We start from the raw sequence: 19,292 nt of genomic DNA, 5'->3' as shown, positions 1-19,292 counted from the left end.
GATTACACTTATCTAAATTCGGTTTATTAAAAAGCTCCTGTACAAAACTGTACAGGAGCTTTTTACTTTTACAATTCTAAAGAACATTAAATATCTAGCATTTAACTAGATCACAACCCAACAACACTACTTGCGAGTTACCGTTGTAACTCAATTAAATTCTTAATCAACAATACACATCTAAATCAACACCAAAAATCATCATGGAATACGTTGATTAGGATGATTTAAGACCATTACAACTCGCTAGAATACAACACTACTAGAACATAACAAAGTAATTATACAGGTGTTTAAACACCATGTTACAATATCTACAGACAGTAAGATATTAATGGATGCTATAAAAACCGATCATCAAACTAAATAGATGGATCAAAAAAAAGGCTCAAGAACAGAAAGTTCTTGAGCCTTTTTATAATTATATAGCCGTAATTACAACCCTGAATCTATCCTAATGTCTCTGCCTTAAGATACTCACGATTCATTCTAGCAATGTTTTCTAATTTAATTCCTTTAGGACACTCGATCATACATGCTCCAGTATTCGTACAGTTACCAAAACCTTCCATATCCATCTGACGTACCATGTTCATAACACGATCAGTAGCCTCTACCTCACCTTGTGGTAATAAAGCATATTGAGATACTTTTGCACTAGTAAACAACATAGCACTTGCATTTTTACATGCCGCAACACACGCTCCACAACCTATACAAGTTGCTGAGTGGAATGCTTCATCTGCCTTTGCTTTTTCTACAGGAATAGAGTTAGCATCTTGTGTATTACCAGAAGTATTCACAGATACATAAGCACCAGCTTGCTGTATTCTATCAAAAGAAGAACGATCAACAATTAAATCCTTAATTACTGGAAAACCAGCCGCTCTCCATGGCTCGATAGTAATGGTGTCACCATCATTAAATTTTCTCATGTGCAACTGACATGTTGTTGTCAACCTTTGTGGACCATGAGGCTGTCCATTAATCATCATAGAACAAGCTCCACAAATTCCCTCACGACAGTCGTGATCAAATTCTACAGGCTCTTCTCCTTTATTAATTAATCCTTCATTAACGATATCCATCATTTCAAGAAAAGACATATCTCCATCTACACCATCGATAGGGTAAGTGATCATGTTTCCTTTAGCTTCAGAATTAGCTTGACGCCATATTTTTAAAGTAAGTTTCATACTTCTATGTATTTAGTTTGTTCCGCTTTCGCGAAAGCGAGACAATTAAAATTCTATTATTTATAACTACGAGTTTTCAATTCCACATTTTCAAAGACTAGGTCTTCTTTGTGTAATTTAGCATCGCGAGGATTCTCGTTATATTCCCATGCGCTTACATAAGCAAAGTTTACATCATCACGTAATGCTTCACCTTCTTCAGTCTGGTACTCTTCTCTAAAGTGACCACCACAACTCTCGTTTCTATCAAGAGCATCCTTTGCAAACAGCTCACCTAATTCAAGGAAATCTGCTACGCGGCCTGCTTTTTCTAGTTCTTGATTCTTAGTATCTGCGCTTCCAGGAACTTTTACGTTCTTCCAGAAATCTGCTCTAAGTTCAGCTATTTCATTCATTGCAGACTTAAGGTCAGCCTCATTACGAGACATACCACACTTGTTCCACATGATTAAACCTAACTTTTTGTGATAATAGTCTACAGAATGTACACCAGCACCATTCATCAATTTCTCTATGCGTGCACGAGTATCTTTTTCTGCTTGATCAAACTCTGCTGTTTCAGTAGAAATAGCTCCAGTTCTAATCTCGTTTGCAAGATAATCACCTATAGTATATGGTAATACAAAGTAACCATCTGCTAGACCCTGCATCAATGCACTAGCTCCTAAACGGTTTGCACCGTGATCAGAGAAGTTAGCCTCACCAGCTGCAAAACATCCTGGCACTGTAGTCTGTAAGTTATAATCTACCCAAAGTCCACCCATCGTGTAGTGTACTGCCGGATATATTTTCATAGGCATCTCATACGGATTCTCATCTGTAATGTTGCGGTACATATCAAATAGGTTACCATACTTATTCTCAATTACCTTTTTACCTAATGCAATAATTTCTGCCTCACTAGCATCTTTATGACCACTAGTTAACGCTTCTATTTTACCATATCTTAAGAAAGATGCAGCAAAATCAAGATAAACTGCCTGACCTGTTTTATTCACACCATAACCTGCGTCACAACGCTCTTTTGCCGCACGAGATGCAACATCACGAGGTACAAGGTTACCAAATGCAGGATATCTTCTTTCTAGATAATAATCTCTATCTTCTTCTTTAAGATCTACACCTTTAAGTCTTCCTTCTTGTATAGCCTTAGCATCTTCTATGTTTTTAGGAACCCAGATACGACCATCGTTACGTAAAGACTCTGACATTAAAGTCAGTTTAGACTGGTGTTCACCACTTACAGGAATACAAGTAGGGTGAATCTGAGTATAACAAGGGTTTGCAAAGTGTGCACCACGACGGTGTGTTCTCCACGCTGCCATTACATTACTACCCATTGCATTTGTAGAAAGGAAAAATACATTTCCATAACCACCAGAAGCAATTACTACCGCATGCGCTCCATGTCTTTCTATCTCACCAGTAACTAAGTTACGAGCAATAATTCCACGAGCTTTACCATCTACCTTTACAAGATCTAACATCTCATGACGGTTAAATGGAGTTACTTTACCACGGTTAATCTGTCTGTTTAAGGCAGAATATGCTCCTAATAATAACTGTTGTCCAGTCTGTCCAGCTGCATAAAATGTTCTAGAAACTAATACACCACCGAAAGAACGGTTATCTAATAGTCCACCATATTCACGTGCAAAAGGAACTCCTTGCGCCACACACTGGTCGATAATATTTCCAGAAACCTCGGCTAGTCTATGTACGTTTGCTTCACGAGATCTATAATCACCACCTTTAATAGTATCATAGAATAAACGGAAATTTGAATCTCCATCACCTTGATAATTCTTTGCAGCGTTAATACCACCTTGTGCAGCAATAGAGTGCGCACGACGTGGTGAATCGTTATAACAAAATGTCTTTACATTATATCCTAGCTCTGCTAGAGTTGCAGCCGCAGCTCCACCTGCTAGTCCAGTTCCTACAACGATAACATCTATGTTACGTTTATTTGCAGGGTTAACTAGGTTAATATGATTTTTATGATTTACCCACTTTTCAGCAAGTGGTCCTTTAGGTACTTTAGAATCTAATACTGACATAACTTCTTATTAGGAGTGAGAAAAATGGTGAAACAATGCGATAAAGATAAATCCAGCAGGAATTATCACAGACCATGCATAAGTGAACTTTCTTAATCCATCACCTTTATTAATAGCCTTTGCTCCCATAGACTGGAACGAACTATTAAATCCGTGCCATAAGTGCATTGCAAGAAGAACGTTTGCAATCACGTAGATGATTGTTCTCCAGAATGGCGCAAATTTATGAACCAACTCTTCATAATATCTAGTAGGATCTTCTGGATTTGCACTGATATACTTGTAACCTATCTCTTCTGCCCAGAAATCGTACATGTGCAATCCTAAAAATGCAAGTACAACTAGTCCAGTAATGATCATGTTACGAGATACCCATTGAGAGTTTGCGTTACCTGAAAACTTTGCATACTTAATAGGACGAGCACTTCTGTTCTTAAGTTCTAACACGATACCCATTATAAAGTGAACTATAAGTCCAATTATCAAGATAGGCTGTGCAATAAACTGTACCATAGGATTGTACCCCATAAAATGAGAAATCTCATTAAAGGTATCTGGTGCAAAGACAGATGTGATGTTGATGACAAAGTGTTGTGTAAGGAAGACAACAAGGAATAATCCTGAAAGTGCCATTACCCACTTTCTGGCAAGCGATGATTTTACTAATGCGCTCATGTGTAATTTTTTAGTTTGACGCAAAGATAACTTTCCGATCCATCAATTTCAATCGTAATAGCCAAAAGCCGTTTAACTTTGTCTTATTTGGATTGAATCTTAATAGCTCTCTAGCCTCAATGCACACAATTAGTAGGATGTTTCTTATTTTCCTTTCATAAAAATGGTTAATTAAATGTTGTTGTTTTGTTTCGCTTTCGCGAAAGCGGAATTACCACTAATACTAAATCAAAAATCGAATCAAGATCAAAATAAAAAAGTAAATTACATTAAAAGATAATTTTATAAATTACGGTCAGTAATTATCTAATAAACAATATATCGATTACTATAATAATCCTGAGTATTCTCTTAAATTGCGTCCAATAAAACGCGAGTAAAAAGCGTTCCATTTTCACATGCTTTTTAAGGATCAAAAACAATTTTTCTACGCTTTCTTTATTATAGCTATAGGCGCGCTCTTATTTTATTTTACAAAACCTTTCTTACCTAGCAAGATCTTTACAGAAAACTCCAACTCTACTAACATAGTCGTGGATAGTTTAATGTTAAAAGCAATGGAAGACGTAGAACAAGAACCTCTGACACTTGACCAAGACTCCATTAACTTAACTAGTCCTAAGATTGCAACTGATACTGTTTCCATACCGGTAATAGTAAAAGACTCTATCATAACACCTAAGAAAAAGATCACGTATGCCAGCCTTATTAGAACTACAGATTTTAATTACAACCTCGTACACCCTGTAGACTCTGCCGGTATTGCACTTATTCCTAGTGCGATTTCATACACTAGCTATAAGGGCAGTGAAAATCTAGCGAGGTTTTTTGAAAAATTATACCAGCTAGAACAATCTAAAAAAGGAAAAGTACGCATTGCATATTATGGAGATTCCATGATAGATGGTGATTTAATCGTTCAAGATTTTAGAAGTGCTTTGCAGACTCGTTTTGGCGGTCGTGGAGTAGGTTTTGTCTCGATAAAATCAGAAAGTGCTCGATCTCGATATTCTGTCAAACATTATGCTAGCGGTAACTGGACGCAGCGCAATTACATGAAAGGAAGAGCAGACAGCCTGCCTTATGGTGTAAATGGCGCTATTTTTTTTCCAGCAGACTCTACTGCAAGTGTAAAATATCTAGCTAGTGGTATAAAGAACTCGTACCGACTCAATTCCCCACGTCTTTTCTACGGTCCAGCAACAGATAATGCTCTTTTAAAAGTAACAGAAGAAAAAGATACCACCTTTAACTCAATCGCATTAAAAGGTAAGAACGGATTAAATACCGTAAACCTATCAAGTAAAAATCTCAAAAAAATAGAATTGGACTTTTCTGGTGCACAAAACACACCTATTTATGGAATAGACTTTTCTGACGCGACAGGTGTTGCCGTTGATGGGTTTTCTAATCGTGGTAATTCTGGATTGCCTTTAAGTATTTTGAATATAGGTCAAATGAAAAAATTTGATCAAGAATTAGGTTACGACCTCATCATCCTACAATTTGGCGCAAATGTTTTAACTCGCGAGTCTAAAAGTTACAACTGGTATTCTAGCAGAATGACAAAGGTTATAAACCATCTAAAACAGGCTTTTCCTAATACAGACATTCTTATTTTAGGTACTGCAGATAAGGGCACTAAGTTTGAAAACCTTGTGAAAACAGATACTAGCGTGGTAAAATTATTGCGTGCACAGCAAAATTATGCCGCAAAAACAGAGTCTGGATTTATGAGTCTTTTTCACCTGATGGGCGGCGTGAATACTATGCCTATATGGACCGATCAGAAATTAGCTAATAATGACTTTACACATTTCAGCCCTAAGGGTTCTCGTAAAATAGGTCGCATGATTTATGGAACATTGATGGAAGATTATTCCGCTTTCGCGAAAGCGAGATCAAAACAATTACAGTTACAAATAGAACAACATAAAGCAGATAGTCTGGCAACAAGTACGTTAAATGACAGTCTACAAAACACACCTTTACATGATTAAACAGTTACTTTTCTTATGGTTAGGAATTCTAGCCCTGCCAGTAATTGCCCAAGATGTGGAAGATTTACAAATCAATCCATTATTAATAGACCGCAGTTTTCAAGAAATCAAGAATCCGCTGGTGTTGAATGATTTCTTTAAAAAGGTAGTAGAATTAGAAAACGGCACACGTAGTCAAGTAACCGTTGTGCAAATAGGAGACTCTCATGTCCAAGGACCTTATTTCCCACAGTTTATAAGACAAGGGTTACAAAATAAACTAGGTAATGCTGGTCGTGGTTTTGTTTTCCCATATCGCGTAGCAGGAACTAATGGTGCCATAGACGTTAAATTTAAAGCAAATGGTGACTGGACTGCCGTACGCAATGTAAAAAGTAAAGGAAATGATAATGTAGGTCTAAGTGGTATAAATCTAGAAACTACAGACAGCAATTTTATCATGGAAGTAGATCTAGATAAATCTCTAGAAACGGTTACAGAGGTAACCATAGCATCACCACATTCTGAGCGATTTAAACTAAGCACAAGTGATCAAAGCAATCTTGTTAAACGAGTAAGTAACACAAAAACGTACAAGGTAAAATCTGGCGATTACTTGGGTAAAATAGCTGCAAAATTTCATACATCAGTAAAAAAAATACAGCGAGCAAATGGGATGAAAAATGTGAATTTGCGTGCTGGGCAATCACTTAAAATACCTGGTGCTACGTCTACAAACAAAGTAAGTGCAAACGCAAATTTCAAGGACCTAACATCTATAGATGGTATTACTTATCAAATACCTGCAGGAACACAACAACTTTATTTGCGAGCTGCAAGAAAAGAATCTAAATACGTCCTAGACGGACTTTTACTGAGTACAGGAAAGAGCGGTGTTAATTTTCACGGAATAGGCGTTAACGGCACAAAATTTAGTGATTACAACAAGTTCCCGAGGTTTTTTGATCAACTAGCAGCCATAGATCCAGATCTTATAATTATCTCTCTAGGGACTAATGAGAGTTTTTATGACACTTATACAGAAGAAAAACTCAAATCTGATATGGATATTTTTAATCGTGAGATGATTAAAAGAGGTATGACTGGTAGTGTGTTATTAACTAGCCCACCACCGTCCATGAAGAAACGCAAGCACATCAATTCTACCGCAACGGTGTATGCTTATGAAATGGGAGTTTTTGCAAGTTTAAACTCTTGGGCGTTTTATGATTTGCATTCTGTTTCTAGAACGAGTGCAGCAATGCCTGACTGGCATGCTGCAAAATTAACGTCTAGCGATAGAATTCATTTTATAAAACCAGGTTATCAATTACAAGCACAATTGCTAGTAGAGTCTATTTTCAACTCTTATGATAGTTATAAAAAATGAGTGAATCAGAAAGCATATGGAACTGGCTCAGTTATGACCCACAAAAACCTTTACTATTTAACAGTGAGGCATTTTTGTATTTATTTCTAGGATTCTACTTGCTATATATCTTAATGACTAATGTGCGTAGAACACGTATTTTATATGTTATTGCGTTTTCATTATTTTTCTATTATAAATGTAGTGGGATTTACTTCTTACTACTCATCTTTTCTTCTTTTGTAGATTATTATATATCTGATCTAATCTATAAAAGCAATGATCAACGTAAACGGAAATGGTTACTTATCACCTCTTGTATTATCAACCTAGGATTATTAGCTTACTTTAAATACACCGGTTTTCTTGCCGATAATTTTAATGCATTGTTTTCTGGCGACTTGAGTTTTGGAAATATCTTCCTACCTATAGGAATCTCGTTTTATACGTTCCAAACCATGTCTTATACGATAGATATTTATAGAAGAGAATTAGAACCAGCGAGAAATGTATGGGATTTTATGTTTTTTGTTTCCTTCTTTCCACAATTAGTAGCTGGACCTATAGTAAGAGCCAAAGATTTTATACCGCAGATATATGAAAAACTAGCCCTCTCTAAAAAAGAACTGAGCTATGCCCTGTTTCTCATCATAGGCGGATTGCTTAAAAAAGCGGTGATCTCTGACTATATAAGTGTAAATTTTGTAGATCGTGTTTTCAATTTTCCAGATAATTATAGCGCGTTTGAAAATCTGCTAGCTGTCTATGGTTATACGTTACAAATTTATTGCGACTTCTCAGGTTATTCTGACATTGCCATAGGACTAGCTCTATTAATGGGATTTGAATTACCAGCAAACTTTAGAACACCGTATCAAAGTACCAGTGTGACCGAATTCTGGCGCAGGTGGCACATATCACTTTCTGGCTGGCTGCGTGACTATCTATACATATCTATGGGAGGTAATCGCAAGGGAAAAGTAAGAACCTATTTTAATCTTTTCATGACCATGCTACTAGGCGGATTATGGCACGGAGCATCTTGGAAATTTGTTTTATGGGGTGCCATGCATGGGACAGTTCTAGCGGTAGAAAAGGCGTTTAACATTCCTAAGATTACTAGCAAACACTTTACTTTAAAATTTATAGCAGGAATAGTTACATTTCATTTTGTGGCATTTTGCTGGATATTTTTCAGGGCGTCAGATTTTGATAATGCTTTAAACGTAGTTAGTAATATAGGGATGATGGAATGGAACCCACAAATCTGGTGGACTGTTTTAACAGGTTATCAAAACGTGGCTATTGTTCTACTTATAGGTTTCTTATGGCACTTTGTACCTCAACAATGGCAAGATAAACAACTAGCCATTTTTCATAAAATACCGGTTGTAGGTAAAATGATTTTATTTGCAGCAGTAATTTGGGTGATAAGCGCTACTGCTAGCAGTGAAGTACAACCTTTTATTTACTTCCAGTTTTAGAATAGTACTATTTTTCTTGAGCGACGTTAAACTCTAAGTCCCAAAAAACAACATATTCAGATAGTGGTCCCAAGCCCATAATCGCTCTTCTAGAATCTACTTTGCTAGGCTCCTTTAAATCATAAAGTTCATAATTACCGTCTTCATTCATAGTAATTTGAGAGCCGTATAATTGCTGCTTACCAGCATCCATGAGCATTCTATCTTGCATTAAAGCAATATCCTGACGTTCTAAATCCCCTTTTTTTGCAGCTTCTAGCAGTTGTGGAAAATATTTAGTCCTTTTATCTGCACTAGCATGTTGTATCACTAACCAGATAGCACTCATCCCTTTATCTCCAGCAGTATCGACATTAGGCATGCCGCATTTTGCAAGAATTTGCTCTACCGATTTTAAGTTGTTTAAATCCAACTCTTCATCCATTAAGTTATCAGTTCTATTTTCCTGATCTCTATCGTAAATGCGTTCTAGAATTCTATTTAAATTACTACAGTCTACCTTATTTATGTCTTTAAAGACAGGTTCTTTTTTAAGCGCTATACGTGCCAATTCAGGATCTTGAAACTCGACTTTTCTAAGTACATTTTGATCATTTACAAACCAGTTTGCATAAGGTAAATCTTCAGACAGAGCGTCTTTCTCTGTGGTAGTTAGCAGTTTCCCCTCTTTATCATAATAAGCAACATCGTCGGACATAGTAAAGTCATTTACTAATATCAGGTCTGTCATCTCTTCATAATTAATACGCGTGAGTTTTTCTTCTTCTTTCTCTTTACAAGAAAACAAAAAAAGACAAGTAATTAGAACTAGGATATATTTATTCATAAGTAAAAAGTGTGGTGTCATTTTTTATTTCAATATAAATTTTATCATACATAGCGTGACCGTTAGAAAAATAACCAAAACTGTTAACTTGTCTTTGCGGCATTCCAATAAAAGTATATCTAACTCCATAAGCACCATCGCTGGGATGATGAGCAGACTCTGACATGTCTAATCTATTACATTCATGATTTTGCGATTCAATGTTAGTAAAACGCAAACTAGAAAACTCATCTGATGTGTAAACAACAACCTCGCTTAATTCAAAATCACTATTGTTAATAACCTCAACTACTGGCCCAAAATAATAAGAACAAGAGCTAAAAAGTAAAATAAAAAGCAAACCTATCATCTTTCTCATATCAACTCAATTTACCATAAACAACTCACTAGCAATACCGTCACTTAAAAACTTACCATTTCTAGTCACTAATAATGTATCACCATCTATATATAACAAGTGATCTTTAAGATATTCGGCAGCTTGTTTTAAAAGATATTCTTTAAAATTAGGACCGAAATCAGTTTCTATCTTATGTAGTGAGACTCCATAAATAGTCCGTAAACCAGTCATTATGTACTCATTATACCTATCAACTACGGTGAGTTCTTCTATTTCCATAGGTAACTCTCCAGCCTGAATAGCTTTTAGATATTTGACGTTATTATTGATATTCCAGCCGCGTTTTTTACCATCAAAACTATGTGCACTAGGACCTATACCTATATAGCTTTTACCTGTCCAGTAAGCGGTATTATTTTGCGAGAAGAAACCTGGTTTACTGAAATTAGAAAACTCATAGTTTTCAAAGCCATGCAGTTGCATAACATCTAGCAAGATTTGAAAATGCTCTTGTGCCACCTCATCATCCACATTCTCAATCACTCCTTTTTCAATAAATGATTTAAGCGCTGTATTATCCTCTACCGTTAATGCATAACTAGAAATATGTGGCACTTTTAAATCTATAGCTTTATGTAGATTTTCTCTCCACCGAGCCTCGCTCATGCCTGGAATTCCATAAATGAGATCTATGGATATGTTAGGGAAATAAGGCACGGCAAATTCTATACACTCATGCGCTTCCACAGCATTATGCGCTCTATTCATGAGTTTGAGATCTTCTTCAAAAAAACTTTGAACTCCTATAGAAAGTCTATTGATACGTGTGTTTGAAAAAGCGACTATCTTTTCTTTAGTTAAATCGTCTGGATTTGCCTCAAGAGTGATCTCTGGATTTGAACTAACTGTATAAACATCATAAACAGTTTGTATAATTTTTTCTACCTCAACAACTTCTAGCACACTAGGCGTCCCACCACCTAAGTAAATAGTTTGCACAGTGGTGTTTTTAAATTCGCTTTCGCGAAAGCGTAACTCATCACAAATAGCATCTATAATATCCTTTTTATACTTTAAATTAGTGCTAAAATGGAAATCGCAATAGTGACAAGCCTGCTTACAAAATGGAATATGTATGTAAATGCCGCTCATGGTGGCAAAAGTACTAGTTAAAACACTAGTAAAATCAAGGCATCAGACAAAAAATCTTTATTTTTACTTAAAAGTGTTAAATGTTGGTTTTAAAGGTGTTAAATCGTACAATAAATTTATATTCGGCCTCGTTTCTGTGTACATTACATTAACTCAAATCCCTAAATTATTTATGTTACATAAATTGATGCTTTTCTTCAGTTTACTGGTGATTAACTTAGCCCTGGCAGATGATAAATCTCCTTTAATAACTTCTCAAAATCCTCAATTTGAGGTCGTCAATTATCAAAATGCTGGTTTACAGTTAGCTCTACAAGATCAAATTAACGCAAACGCTCACTGGAGAAATCTTATCCAGCAAAAAATGATGTCTATAAGTCTAGTTGATATGTCTGACCAAGATAATATCAAGTATGCAAATATTAATGGTGATAACATGATGTATGCTGCTAGTATGCCTAAAATCGCTGTTTTATATGCTGCAATGGATGCTATAGAAGAAGGTGACCTTAGACTTACTAAGAAAGTTCAAAACGATATGTGGTTAATGATTAGTAAATCTAATAATGCTGCATCTACGAGAATGATAGATCGTGTAGGTTTTCAAAGAATAGAAGATCTTATGTGTAATCCTGAAAATCCTTTTTATGATAAAGAAGGAAACGGTGGTTTATGGGTAGGTAAAAGATATGCTGCACAAGGAAAACGTAATCCAGAACCTATAAGAGGTCTAAGTCATGCTGCTACTACTGATGCTGTTGCAAAATTTTATTACCAACTTGCTACAGGACAATTAATTAATGAAAGCCGTAGCGCGCAAATGCTTAAGTATCTTAAAAACCCAGGATTGCATCACAAATTTGTAAATACACTAGATGTTATTGCTCCAGATGCTACTCTTTATAGAAAAAGCGGTTCTTGGAAAAACTGGCATTGCGACTCTATAATGGTTATAGACGAAGCTAGAGGTAAAAAGTACATTCTAGTAGCGATGGTACAGGATACAGATGGAGAGCAAATTATAAGAAGTTTAGTAAAACCTGCAGAGATTGCACTAGATCAAAGCGGTACCTTAGCCCCAGATTTACAAAAGAATGAAGTCATTATTACAGCAGATTCATAAATTTTTTGACATTAGGGATGGAGAAGAATCCATTTCCTTAATGATGCAGCTGTATATATTTCTAATTATATGCGCACTACTGATAGTTAAACCTACAGTGAGTGCGCTTTTTTTATCTCAGTTAGGTGCAGAGAACTTATCAGTTGCCTTTATCATAATCGCTATAACAGCGGTAGTGGTATCTTTTATTTACAACAAGTCCTTAGAAAAATTTGCCCTGCGCTACATCATAAGAACAACACTTATCTTATTTTCTGTAGGATTTATTGCTATGGGATGCATCGTGGCTTTGGGATGGGTAACACCTTTTTTCTCTTATCTTTTCTATACCATGGTAGGTATGTTTGCTCTTTTAGCGACATCTCAATTTTGGGTATTGGCAAATGTGGTATTTAATGTTAGAGAAGCAAAAAGACTTTTTGGATTTATAGGTGCCGGTGGTATTGCTGGTGGTATTATAGGTGGTTATCTTACTTCTATCCTTGCAGAATATGTAGGTAATGGTATATTAATGATACTAGCAGGACTATTAATAGCGGCCTGTACGCTCGTTTTTAAACGTATCTGGAAAACACGTGTACAAAGCTTGAGTAAATTTAAAAGGAAAGAACGCGCTACCGTATCTACAGAATCTTCTATAAAGCTTATTTACAAATCAAAACACCTCACTTACCTTGCTGCTGTTATAGGACTAGGCGTTCTGGTTGCAAAGCTAGTCGATTATCAATTCAGTTACATAGCGGCTGCAAAAATTCCTGACCCACAGGAACTAGCTTCTTTCTTCGGCTTCTGGTTCAGTACATTTAATATTGTTTCTTTATTAATTCAGCTTTTTGTAACTAATAAAATTTTAGAAAATACAGACATCAGTGTAAGTCTTATCGCCTTACCTATAGGGATAGTTTTGCTTTGTCTTGCTCTACTCGTTTTTCCAGAGCTATGGATAGTTATTATCATTAAAGGCCTCGATGGTAGTTTAAAGCAATCATTACATAAGAGTGCTGTAGAATTACTAGCGTTACCTATACCGTCTAGCATTAAGAATAAAACTAAAACTTTTATAGATGTAGTTGTGGATAGCCTGGCCACAGGTATAGCTGGATTTTTATTGATATTTGTAATCAAAGGTTTAGAGTTATCTGCCACATACATCACTTTAATTACTATCCTTATAGTTCTTGTATGGATAATAGTAGTCTTTAAAGTAAGAGATGCCTATCTAGGTACTTTTAAAGAAAGCATCATGATGCGAGAAAACATGGGCAGCACTAAAAAATCAATAGGTCGCATACGTCAGAATATGCGTGTGATTTTTGAATCAGGATCAGAAAAAGATATTCTAGAAATTATTAAGCGTTTACCAGAAATAACGCATCCATCTCTTAAAAACGATATTCTCAAATTACTAAACCATGAAAGTCATAAAGTAAAAGCTGCTGTTGTTGATAGTCTTAGATATATTACAAAAGAACCTCAAACTAAGGTTCAAGATTTTATTTATATAGAAGATGACACTCTTATCATGGCTACTATGCGTTATCTAATGTCACAAGACAAAATCTCTTATCAGTTCTTTGAACAGTACTTAGATTATGAAAATGAATTTATAGCAACTGCCGCTTTACTAGCGCTAGCAAGAGAGTCTGAAGACAACCCTACTCTAGCTGCAAAATACAATCTCCACCTGAGGATAAAGATGTTTATCGACGAGCTAGAAAGTGAAGATAGCGACCTGAAAATATCTGAAATAGCTAGACTAATAGAAACTCTAGGTTATGTAAAAAGAACGAAGTATCATGACATTATTCAAACGTATTTAAAACACCCTAATCCTATTCTAAAAAATGCTGCAATATTAGCAGCTGGAGAAACAGCAAGAGAAAAATTCTTGCCTGTACTTTATAGCGAATTGGAGAATATCGCTTATCGTGAGAGTAGCATTAAAGCCATCTCTAGTTTTGGTAACGCTATTATACCCACTCTGTATAAAAAGTATCTAAATGCAAACCTTAACAGCCAACAAAAATCACAGATACCGACTATTATCAGTAACATCCATACTGAAAAGGCTTATCGTGCTCTGTTTAAAATGAGTCAACGTGGTGATTTTAAATTGAGAACTAAAGTAGCCGACTTACTTTATACATGGCGCAAAGAGGGAATTGATTATTCTATAAATCAGCGTACTTTAAGATTAATGATAGCAAATGAGTCTAAATTGTATAGACAATTATTAGGTTGTTATTTTTCCATCCGTATTATAGAACGATCAAAATTGCAACCGCTCAAAGTAATCTCCTTACCTGAAAAAACAGAAAGGTCTCATTTAATTCAACAATTAAAAACATCTCTAGAACTTAACCTAAAAAGAGTTTTCAACTTACTCGCCTTATACTACAATCCAGAAGATGTATTTGTAGCATACAGAGGCTTAAAAAGTGACACTAAAGAGTCTCAACTACACGCTATGGAATACTTAGACGGCTTACTAAGTAGAAACCTTAAAACGCTTCTATTACCGATACTAGAAAGCGGCATGTCTTCTCCTAATCAAGAAATGAGTGACTACCATAAACATGTCTCTTTATTTAATCAAGAAGATTGCCTTAAAACGATTATGTATCTAGAAGATGAGTCCTTACAAATCAAAGCCATCGCTCTATTAAAGATTTTAGAAGATGACTATTCTTATAAATTACTAATAGATGCCTCAGATTTAGCATCTAATAAAGTAACAGACGCTGCCTTAGAAGCATTAAAATTTAAGAATGGCAAACAACGCAGTGCCTAGATAATTGAAACAAAAAAAGCTGACCTCTTAAAGAAGTCAGCTTTTTTTTAGAAACCATAGAAATATTACTTCTCCTCTATCTCATATTTTTTTCTAATAGCTTTGTCAATAGCACTTGCTAGATAAAGATGTGCTCCGGCACTATTTTTACTCAACACGTTACTTTCTAGACATACTATATAATTGACACCACTAGGGTGCTCTACTATACAAACACTGTTCATATAATTGTAAACATTTCCTTTATACTCTCCATATGGAGTCCCTAGGGATTTATTATTGCTATAAAAACTACCAGATTTAAAATACACTGCAGCATCATTTAATTGTGGGCTTGCTCCATAGCGTATTCTGCGATCAGTCATGTAGAGTAAACGTTTGATCTCAAGACTAGACTCCTCATCTACTACAAGACCTTGTTCTAGTTTAATAAAGTACTTCATTAAACCTTTGGGTGTTCCTATAGAACCGCCTTTACTACCTACATAACGATCTGGACCATTTGTAAATAAACTGCCTAATCTCCACTCATCATTGGTAATACCTAGATTTCTTAAAGGATCATTTACCACACTTATTGCTATGTCAGTAATTTCACTCTTATCTACCTGATCAAAATAAGCATCAGCTTGTTCTTGTGTTAAATTAAAATACTCATCGCCAAAAACACGCATTAACATCGCTTCTCTCCATACTATACTCGCTGCGCCGTTATTACTTACACTAAGCATGTGATCTACCCATTCATAAAGGGTAAACTCGTCACTAGCGATAACAGTACGCTTTACATAACTGTCCTTTTCTATATTATAAATAGGAATCGTATGATGGTCATAAAGACCCCAATTACCAGATTTTACCACTTTATTGCGCATTAAATTAGTACGCACATTAAAATCTTCTGGGCACAGGTTTTTTAACTCTGTAAAAAATGCAGTTGCTACCGCTATTTTACCTACACTACCTGGCTGGAAACCAGTATTTTCATTCATCTCTGCATAGCGCGTATTATTGACATCTGTAATATCCAACACTGTTATACCGTACCCAGAACGACTAGGGAAAAGTCGCAACATCTCTTTCTGGAATTGGGTATCTACAGACATAATCTTATCTATGGAATCTGTTTTTTCACACATCCATAGATTGATCTCATCATACTTTTTAAAAGATCCTTTTCTAAGATAGTATTCATTAAGAGTACTATCTAGAGTCTTTTCAAGTCTTTTAAGTCGCTTTATCCCAGTCTTACTAAATCCATCAATAGGATAGAAAGCTAGCAAGAAAACCGCTGTAAATAAGACCGCTATTATTTTAGTTATATTTTTCAAATTGCGATAGGTTTATGTAATAATAAGGCAGTGTTTACATCAACATCTGCATCGATAGAATTTAGGTATTCAGAATTTACAGCTTGTGTATTTTCTACAAATGGCCTTATCTGGAACAAGTACATTTTACCATCCTTAAAACCTAACTCAATATCCCATGCGCCAGTATAACTACCGTCTTTAGAACCTGGCATGATCTCGTGCACCGTTTTAGCAAACTCTCTAATGGTTTTTAAATTTTGCGACGTTAATATACTTGTGTCAAAATCTACATGCTCCATCACAGACCCACCAGTTATAGGTAATTTGCGTTGCTTGTTTTCTCTAGCCGGAGAGATCAATAAGCCTTTTCCTTCTTGATCTATTAAATACGTTTCGGCATTCTGTCCATCTACAGCACCACCAGCACCACGACTCATAGCAACCGTAATAGAATTCTCATTATCATTAATAAAATCTTTAGTAATTAATACACCACTATAATCTACATCTACTGTAGGAATTATTAAAATAGACGGATATACGTTCTCTGGATTTTCTAGATATACTTGTCTCCATTTAAAACTACGCTCTGTATAAGGACTGGCCCATACCTCGCGTATTCCATTGATTACTTTCTCTCTTGCCACAGCATTAAAAACAGTAAGATTTAAACCGGCTCCAGTAAATTCTTCAAGGTCTTCCATATTGGTATCACTACGCAAGAATACAGGCACATTACCTAGTTTATCTCCTAGAATAGATTTAAAATCAGCCTCTAGAGCATTTATAAAACTTGGTTTAAATTCCATTTTAGCAATAGCATCTCTAAGAATAGCTAGTTCACCTAGTTGGTAATCTATAATTTCTTGTTCTGATTTTCCATCTGCTTTTAACTGTTTCGCTTTCGCGAAAGCGGACATCAAAAAGTCCCAGTAACTACCACTAGTTTCTGGCATACTTTGATTCATATGATCTTTAAAAACCCCAAACGGAATCACAATCCCATTCACTACTTTATCAGGAAAAAGCTGTTTTAATTGACCCAAGTTTGCTGCCTTAGGACCACAAAGAATACCACTGTCCGAACTGCCTACAGCAGCCATGTCTAAAGGTAAGACACCATCTAATTTAAGTTTACCTTCTGGAATTCTGATGGTTTTCTTTTCTTTCTTGCTAGCGGTATTGAAAAGAGCATTTTCTTTATCATTCATGTCGCTAGCCGATTTAATAACCACCGTACCACGATTACTCACAGCATAGAAAATCTCTTCTCCATCAAGTTCTTTTAAATCATTTAAGTTATCTATAGAAATAGCAGCGTTAGGAATACCTAGATTACGCGCCAGTAATTGCACGTGAGAAACTAGATTACCTTCTGACACTGTTGCTATACCAGCGACAGGTTTTAAATCACTAGGTGGATGATCAAAAATGTAGATTTTATTAGGGTCTACCTGCATACCTTCGGCATTACCGCTTACTACTACCAGTTCTCCTTTTGTATATCCAGGATTAAGACCTCTTATGGTACTCACATTATTTACACTTGCTATCTGACTAGTAAGACCTATCTGTCTAGAGACTAAACCGCCTAAATTACCTATCGCATCACCTAGAGGTAAAAGCAAAGAACTTCTTATACGGTCGTCATAGAAACCATATGCCTTAGGTTCAAACTGAGAATATTGTTCTACCACGTCTCCATAAATAGCGTTTACCATACCTGTTCCCCATTCTACCTGGCTGCGACCAGTATTGATAAAATCGAGTAATTCATGTGCTTTTATCGTCTCACCATTGGCTAGAAATAATTCGCTCTCTATAGCGTCCCATTCCCACATTTCTACATAACCAGCACTTGCTAGCGCCTCACTAAGGGAATATATTTTATCCAAATGTTCTTGAAGATCTACCGGCTCCCAGCTACCTGCCTGCTGAAAGATTAATTCTTCTAATCTTATACTTAATTCTAGTGCATTAGTACGTCGTGTGCCTCTTTTATCATCTTTAATATTGGTTTTAATGTCGCACATTAAATTTGCAGCTGCAGGTACTAATATGGCAGGATCTGTTTCAGTTGCATAAAATTTTGAGAACCATTCTGTTTGTGTTCTTATGTAGGCGCCTTCATTCCAGTCTGCCACCATTTTACTTAAGTCTTTTACAGATACTGGTTCAAAAAACTCTTGCATATCGCTCATAAGTTTATTGAAGTCTTTTTTAGACTGCTCGCTTATATCACCTTCGTTTTCGTCTAACCATTTTTTTACAGACTCAATATCCGCAGCTTGTGGATTACCGTGAATTTTAATTCTGATATCCATAAATTTTGAATGACGCTCTGCAAGTACCTTACTTAGACTTCTAATATCTTGAGCCAGGTTAGTATCACCGTCATGGGGTATATCTCGCAAACTCTCTCTTATTAAAAAGAAATCGCGCTCTACCAGATCGTTATCTGATAGTATGGTATAATAGAATTTACGTCCCCATTCTTCTTCGTCCTCAATTTGTTTTGCACCGCGATAAAATTTAGAACGTTCTTGTATCCAGCCATTATCAACAGACTCTAGGTATTTACCTAATTGATATTGTTTTACACGACTGTGATTATTTTTACCATCCCAAAAACTCCATACTTTATTAGAGGCAAGAATTTCGGCAAAATAGATATTGCGTTTTGTAGCCAGTTCTTCAACATCTTTCTTATAACTAGCATGTTGTATTCCTTCACCTATAGCATCTGGACAAGGATCTTTTGCGTCTCTAATGGTACCGTCTGGACAAAACCAGTTGATACTCTTGTACGGTCCACGATCGAGCTGTCGGTACTCATTGATCATTTCTTTGATACGAGTATCTGTAAATTCTTGTGCAGTGGCAACACTACTCGCAATAATCACTAATAGCAATAAAATTCTTTTCATAGTACCAAAAGTATAAGGAATTAACATAATTAACTACTACTTAAGAGCAGTTTAACT

The 19,292-nt window shown here is 35.8% G+C and carries 13 protein-coding genes; 5 read left to right on the top strand and 8 right to left on the bottom strand.

What is annotated here, in order from left to right; all coding sequences use genetic code 11:
• Positions 1-449: 449 nt before the first annotated feature.
• Genes ACJJVN_RS13080 through ACJJVN_RS13070 form a run of 3 tightly spaced genes read right to left on the bottom strand, consistent with a single transcriptional unit; the run spans position 450 to position 3,931 of the window.
• Positions 450-1,196 carry a succinate dehydrogenase/fumarate reductase iron-sulfur subunit gene (locus ACJJVN_RS13080; RefSeq protein ID WP_104514298.1) on the bottom strand — a complete coding sequence of 249 codons (747 nt, stop codon included), beginning with the start codon at positions 1,194-1,196 and terminating at the stop codon, positions 450-452.
• 56 nt (positions 1,197-1,252) lie between these two features.
• Positions 1,253-3,256 carry a fumarate reductase/succinate dehydrogenase flavoprotein subunit gene (locus tag ACJJVN_RS13075; RefSeq protein ID WP_405370047.1) on the bottom strand — a complete coding sequence of 668 codons (2,004 nt, stop codon included), beginning with the start codon at positions 3,254-3,256 and terminating at the stop codon, positions 1,253-1,255.
• Positions 3,257-3,265: 9 nt separating this feature from the next.
• A complete protein-coding gene (locus ACJJVN_RS13070; protein WP_104514296.1) occupies positions 3,266-3,931 on the bottom strand; it encodes a succinate dehydrogenase cytochrome b subunit in 666 nt (221 codons plus the stop codon).
• 398 nt (positions 3,932-4,329) lie between these two features.
• Between ACJJVN_RS13070 and ACJJVN_RS13065 the strand changes: the two genes are divergently transcribed.
• The 3 genes from ACJJVN_RS13065 to ACJJVN_RS13055 are packed head-to-tail and all read left to right on the top strand — an operon-like array spanning position 4,330 to position 8,763.
• Positions 4,330-5,931 carry a hypothetical protein gene (locus tag ACJJVN_RS13065; RefSeq protein ID WP_405378602.1) on the top strand — a complete coding sequence of 534 codons (1,602 nt, stop codon included), beginning with the start codon at positions 4,330-4,332 and terminating at the stop codon, positions 5,929-5,931.
• Positions 5,924-7,300, top strand: coding sequence for a LysM peptidoglycan-binding domain-containing protein (locus ACJJVN_RS13060; protein WP_405378600.1), 1,377 nt, complete (start codon positions 5,924-5,926; stop codon positions 7,298-7,300). The genes ACJJVN_RS13065 and ACJJVN_RS13060 overlap by 8 nt, the downstream gene beginning before the upstream one ends.
• The gene (locus ACJJVN_RS13055) at positions 7,297-8,763 is read left to right on the top strand and encodes an MBOAT family O-acyltransferase (RefSeq protein WP_405378598.1); all 1,467 of its coding nucleotides are present in this window, start codon (positions 7,297-7,299) and stop codon (positions 8,761-8,763) included. The genes ACJJVN_RS13060 and ACJJVN_RS13055 overlap by 4 nt, the downstream gene beginning before the upstream one ends.
• 7 nt (positions 8,764-8,770) lie before the next feature.
• Here ACJJVN_RS13055 and ACJJVN_RS13050 read toward each other — a convergent pair whose 3' ends face one another.
• Genes ACJJVN_RS13050 through hemW form a run of 3 tightly spaced genes read right to left on the bottom strand, consistent with a single transcriptional unit; the run spans position 8,771 to position 11,081 of the window.
• Positions 8,771-9,589, bottom strand: a complete 819-nt coding sequence (locus ACJJVN_RS13050) for a DUF6624 domain-containing protein (RefSeq protein ID WP_405378596.1) — start codon at positions 9,587-9,589, stop codon at positions 8,771-8,773.
• A complete protein-coding gene (locus tag ACJJVN_RS13045; RefSeq protein WP_405370052.1) occupies positions 9,582-9,947 on the bottom strand; it encodes a hypothetical protein in 366 nt (121 codons plus the stop codon). Before ACJJVN_RS13045 ends, ACJJVN_RS13050 begins: the two co-directional genes overlap by 8 nt.
• A gap of 6 nt (positions 9,948-9,953) precedes the next feature.
• Positions 9,954-11,081 carry a radical SAM family heme chaperone HemW gene (hemW, locus tag ACJJVN_RS13040; protein WP_405378594.1) on the bottom strand — a complete coding sequence of 376 codons (1,128 nt, stop codon included), beginning with the start codon at positions 11,079-11,081 and terminating at the stop codon, positions 9,954-9,956.
• Between hemW and ACJJVN_RS13035 the strand changes: the two genes are divergently transcribed.
• Positions 11,080-12,204 carry a serine hydrolase gene (locus tag ACJJVN_RS13035; protein ID WP_405378592.1) on the top strand — a complete coding sequence of 375 codons (1,125 nt, stop codon included), beginning with the start codon at positions 11,080-11,082 and terminating at the stop codon, positions 12,202-12,204. The two genes, hemW and ACJJVN_RS13035, sit on opposite strands and share 2 nt — an antisense overlap.
• Positions 12,176-14,995 carry an Npt1/Npt2 family nucleotide transporter gene (locus ACJJVN_RS13030; RefSeq protein WP_405378590.1) on the top strand — a complete coding sequence of 940 codons (2,820 nt, stop codon included), beginning with the start codon at positions 12,176-12,178 and terminating at the stop codon, positions 14,993-14,995. Before ACJJVN_RS13035 ends, ACJJVN_RS13030 begins: the two co-directional genes overlap by 29 nt.
• 65 nt (positions 14,996-15,060) lie before the next feature.
• Here the strand turns inward: ACJJVN_RS13030 and ACJJVN_RS13025 are convergent, their stop codons facing one another.
• Positions 15,061-16,326, bottom strand: a complete 1,266-nt coding sequence (locus ACJJVN_RS13025) for a serine hydrolase (protein WP_405378588.1) — start codon at positions 16,324-16,326, stop codon at positions 15,061-15,063.
• Positions 16,323-19,235, bottom strand: a complete 2,913-nt coding sequence (locus ACJJVN_RS13020) for a PEP/pyruvate-binding domain-containing protein (protein ID WP_405378586.1) — start codon at positions 19,233-19,235, stop codon at positions 16,323-16,325. Before ACJJVN_RS13020 ends, ACJJVN_RS13025 begins: the two co-directional genes overlap by 4 nt.
• Between the last annotated feature and the right edge of the window lie 57 nt (positions 19,236-19,292).

The organism is Nonlabens sp. Asnod3-A02, from assembly GCF_045063755.1.
In the GTDB taxonomy this organism is placed as follows: Bacteria; Bacteroidota; Bacteroidia; order Flavobacteriales; family Flavobacteriaceae; genus Nonlabens; species Nonlabens xylanidelens.
Note: the sequence above shows the minus strand (reverse complement) of the source record. Positions and strands in the feature narration are given on the sequence as shown.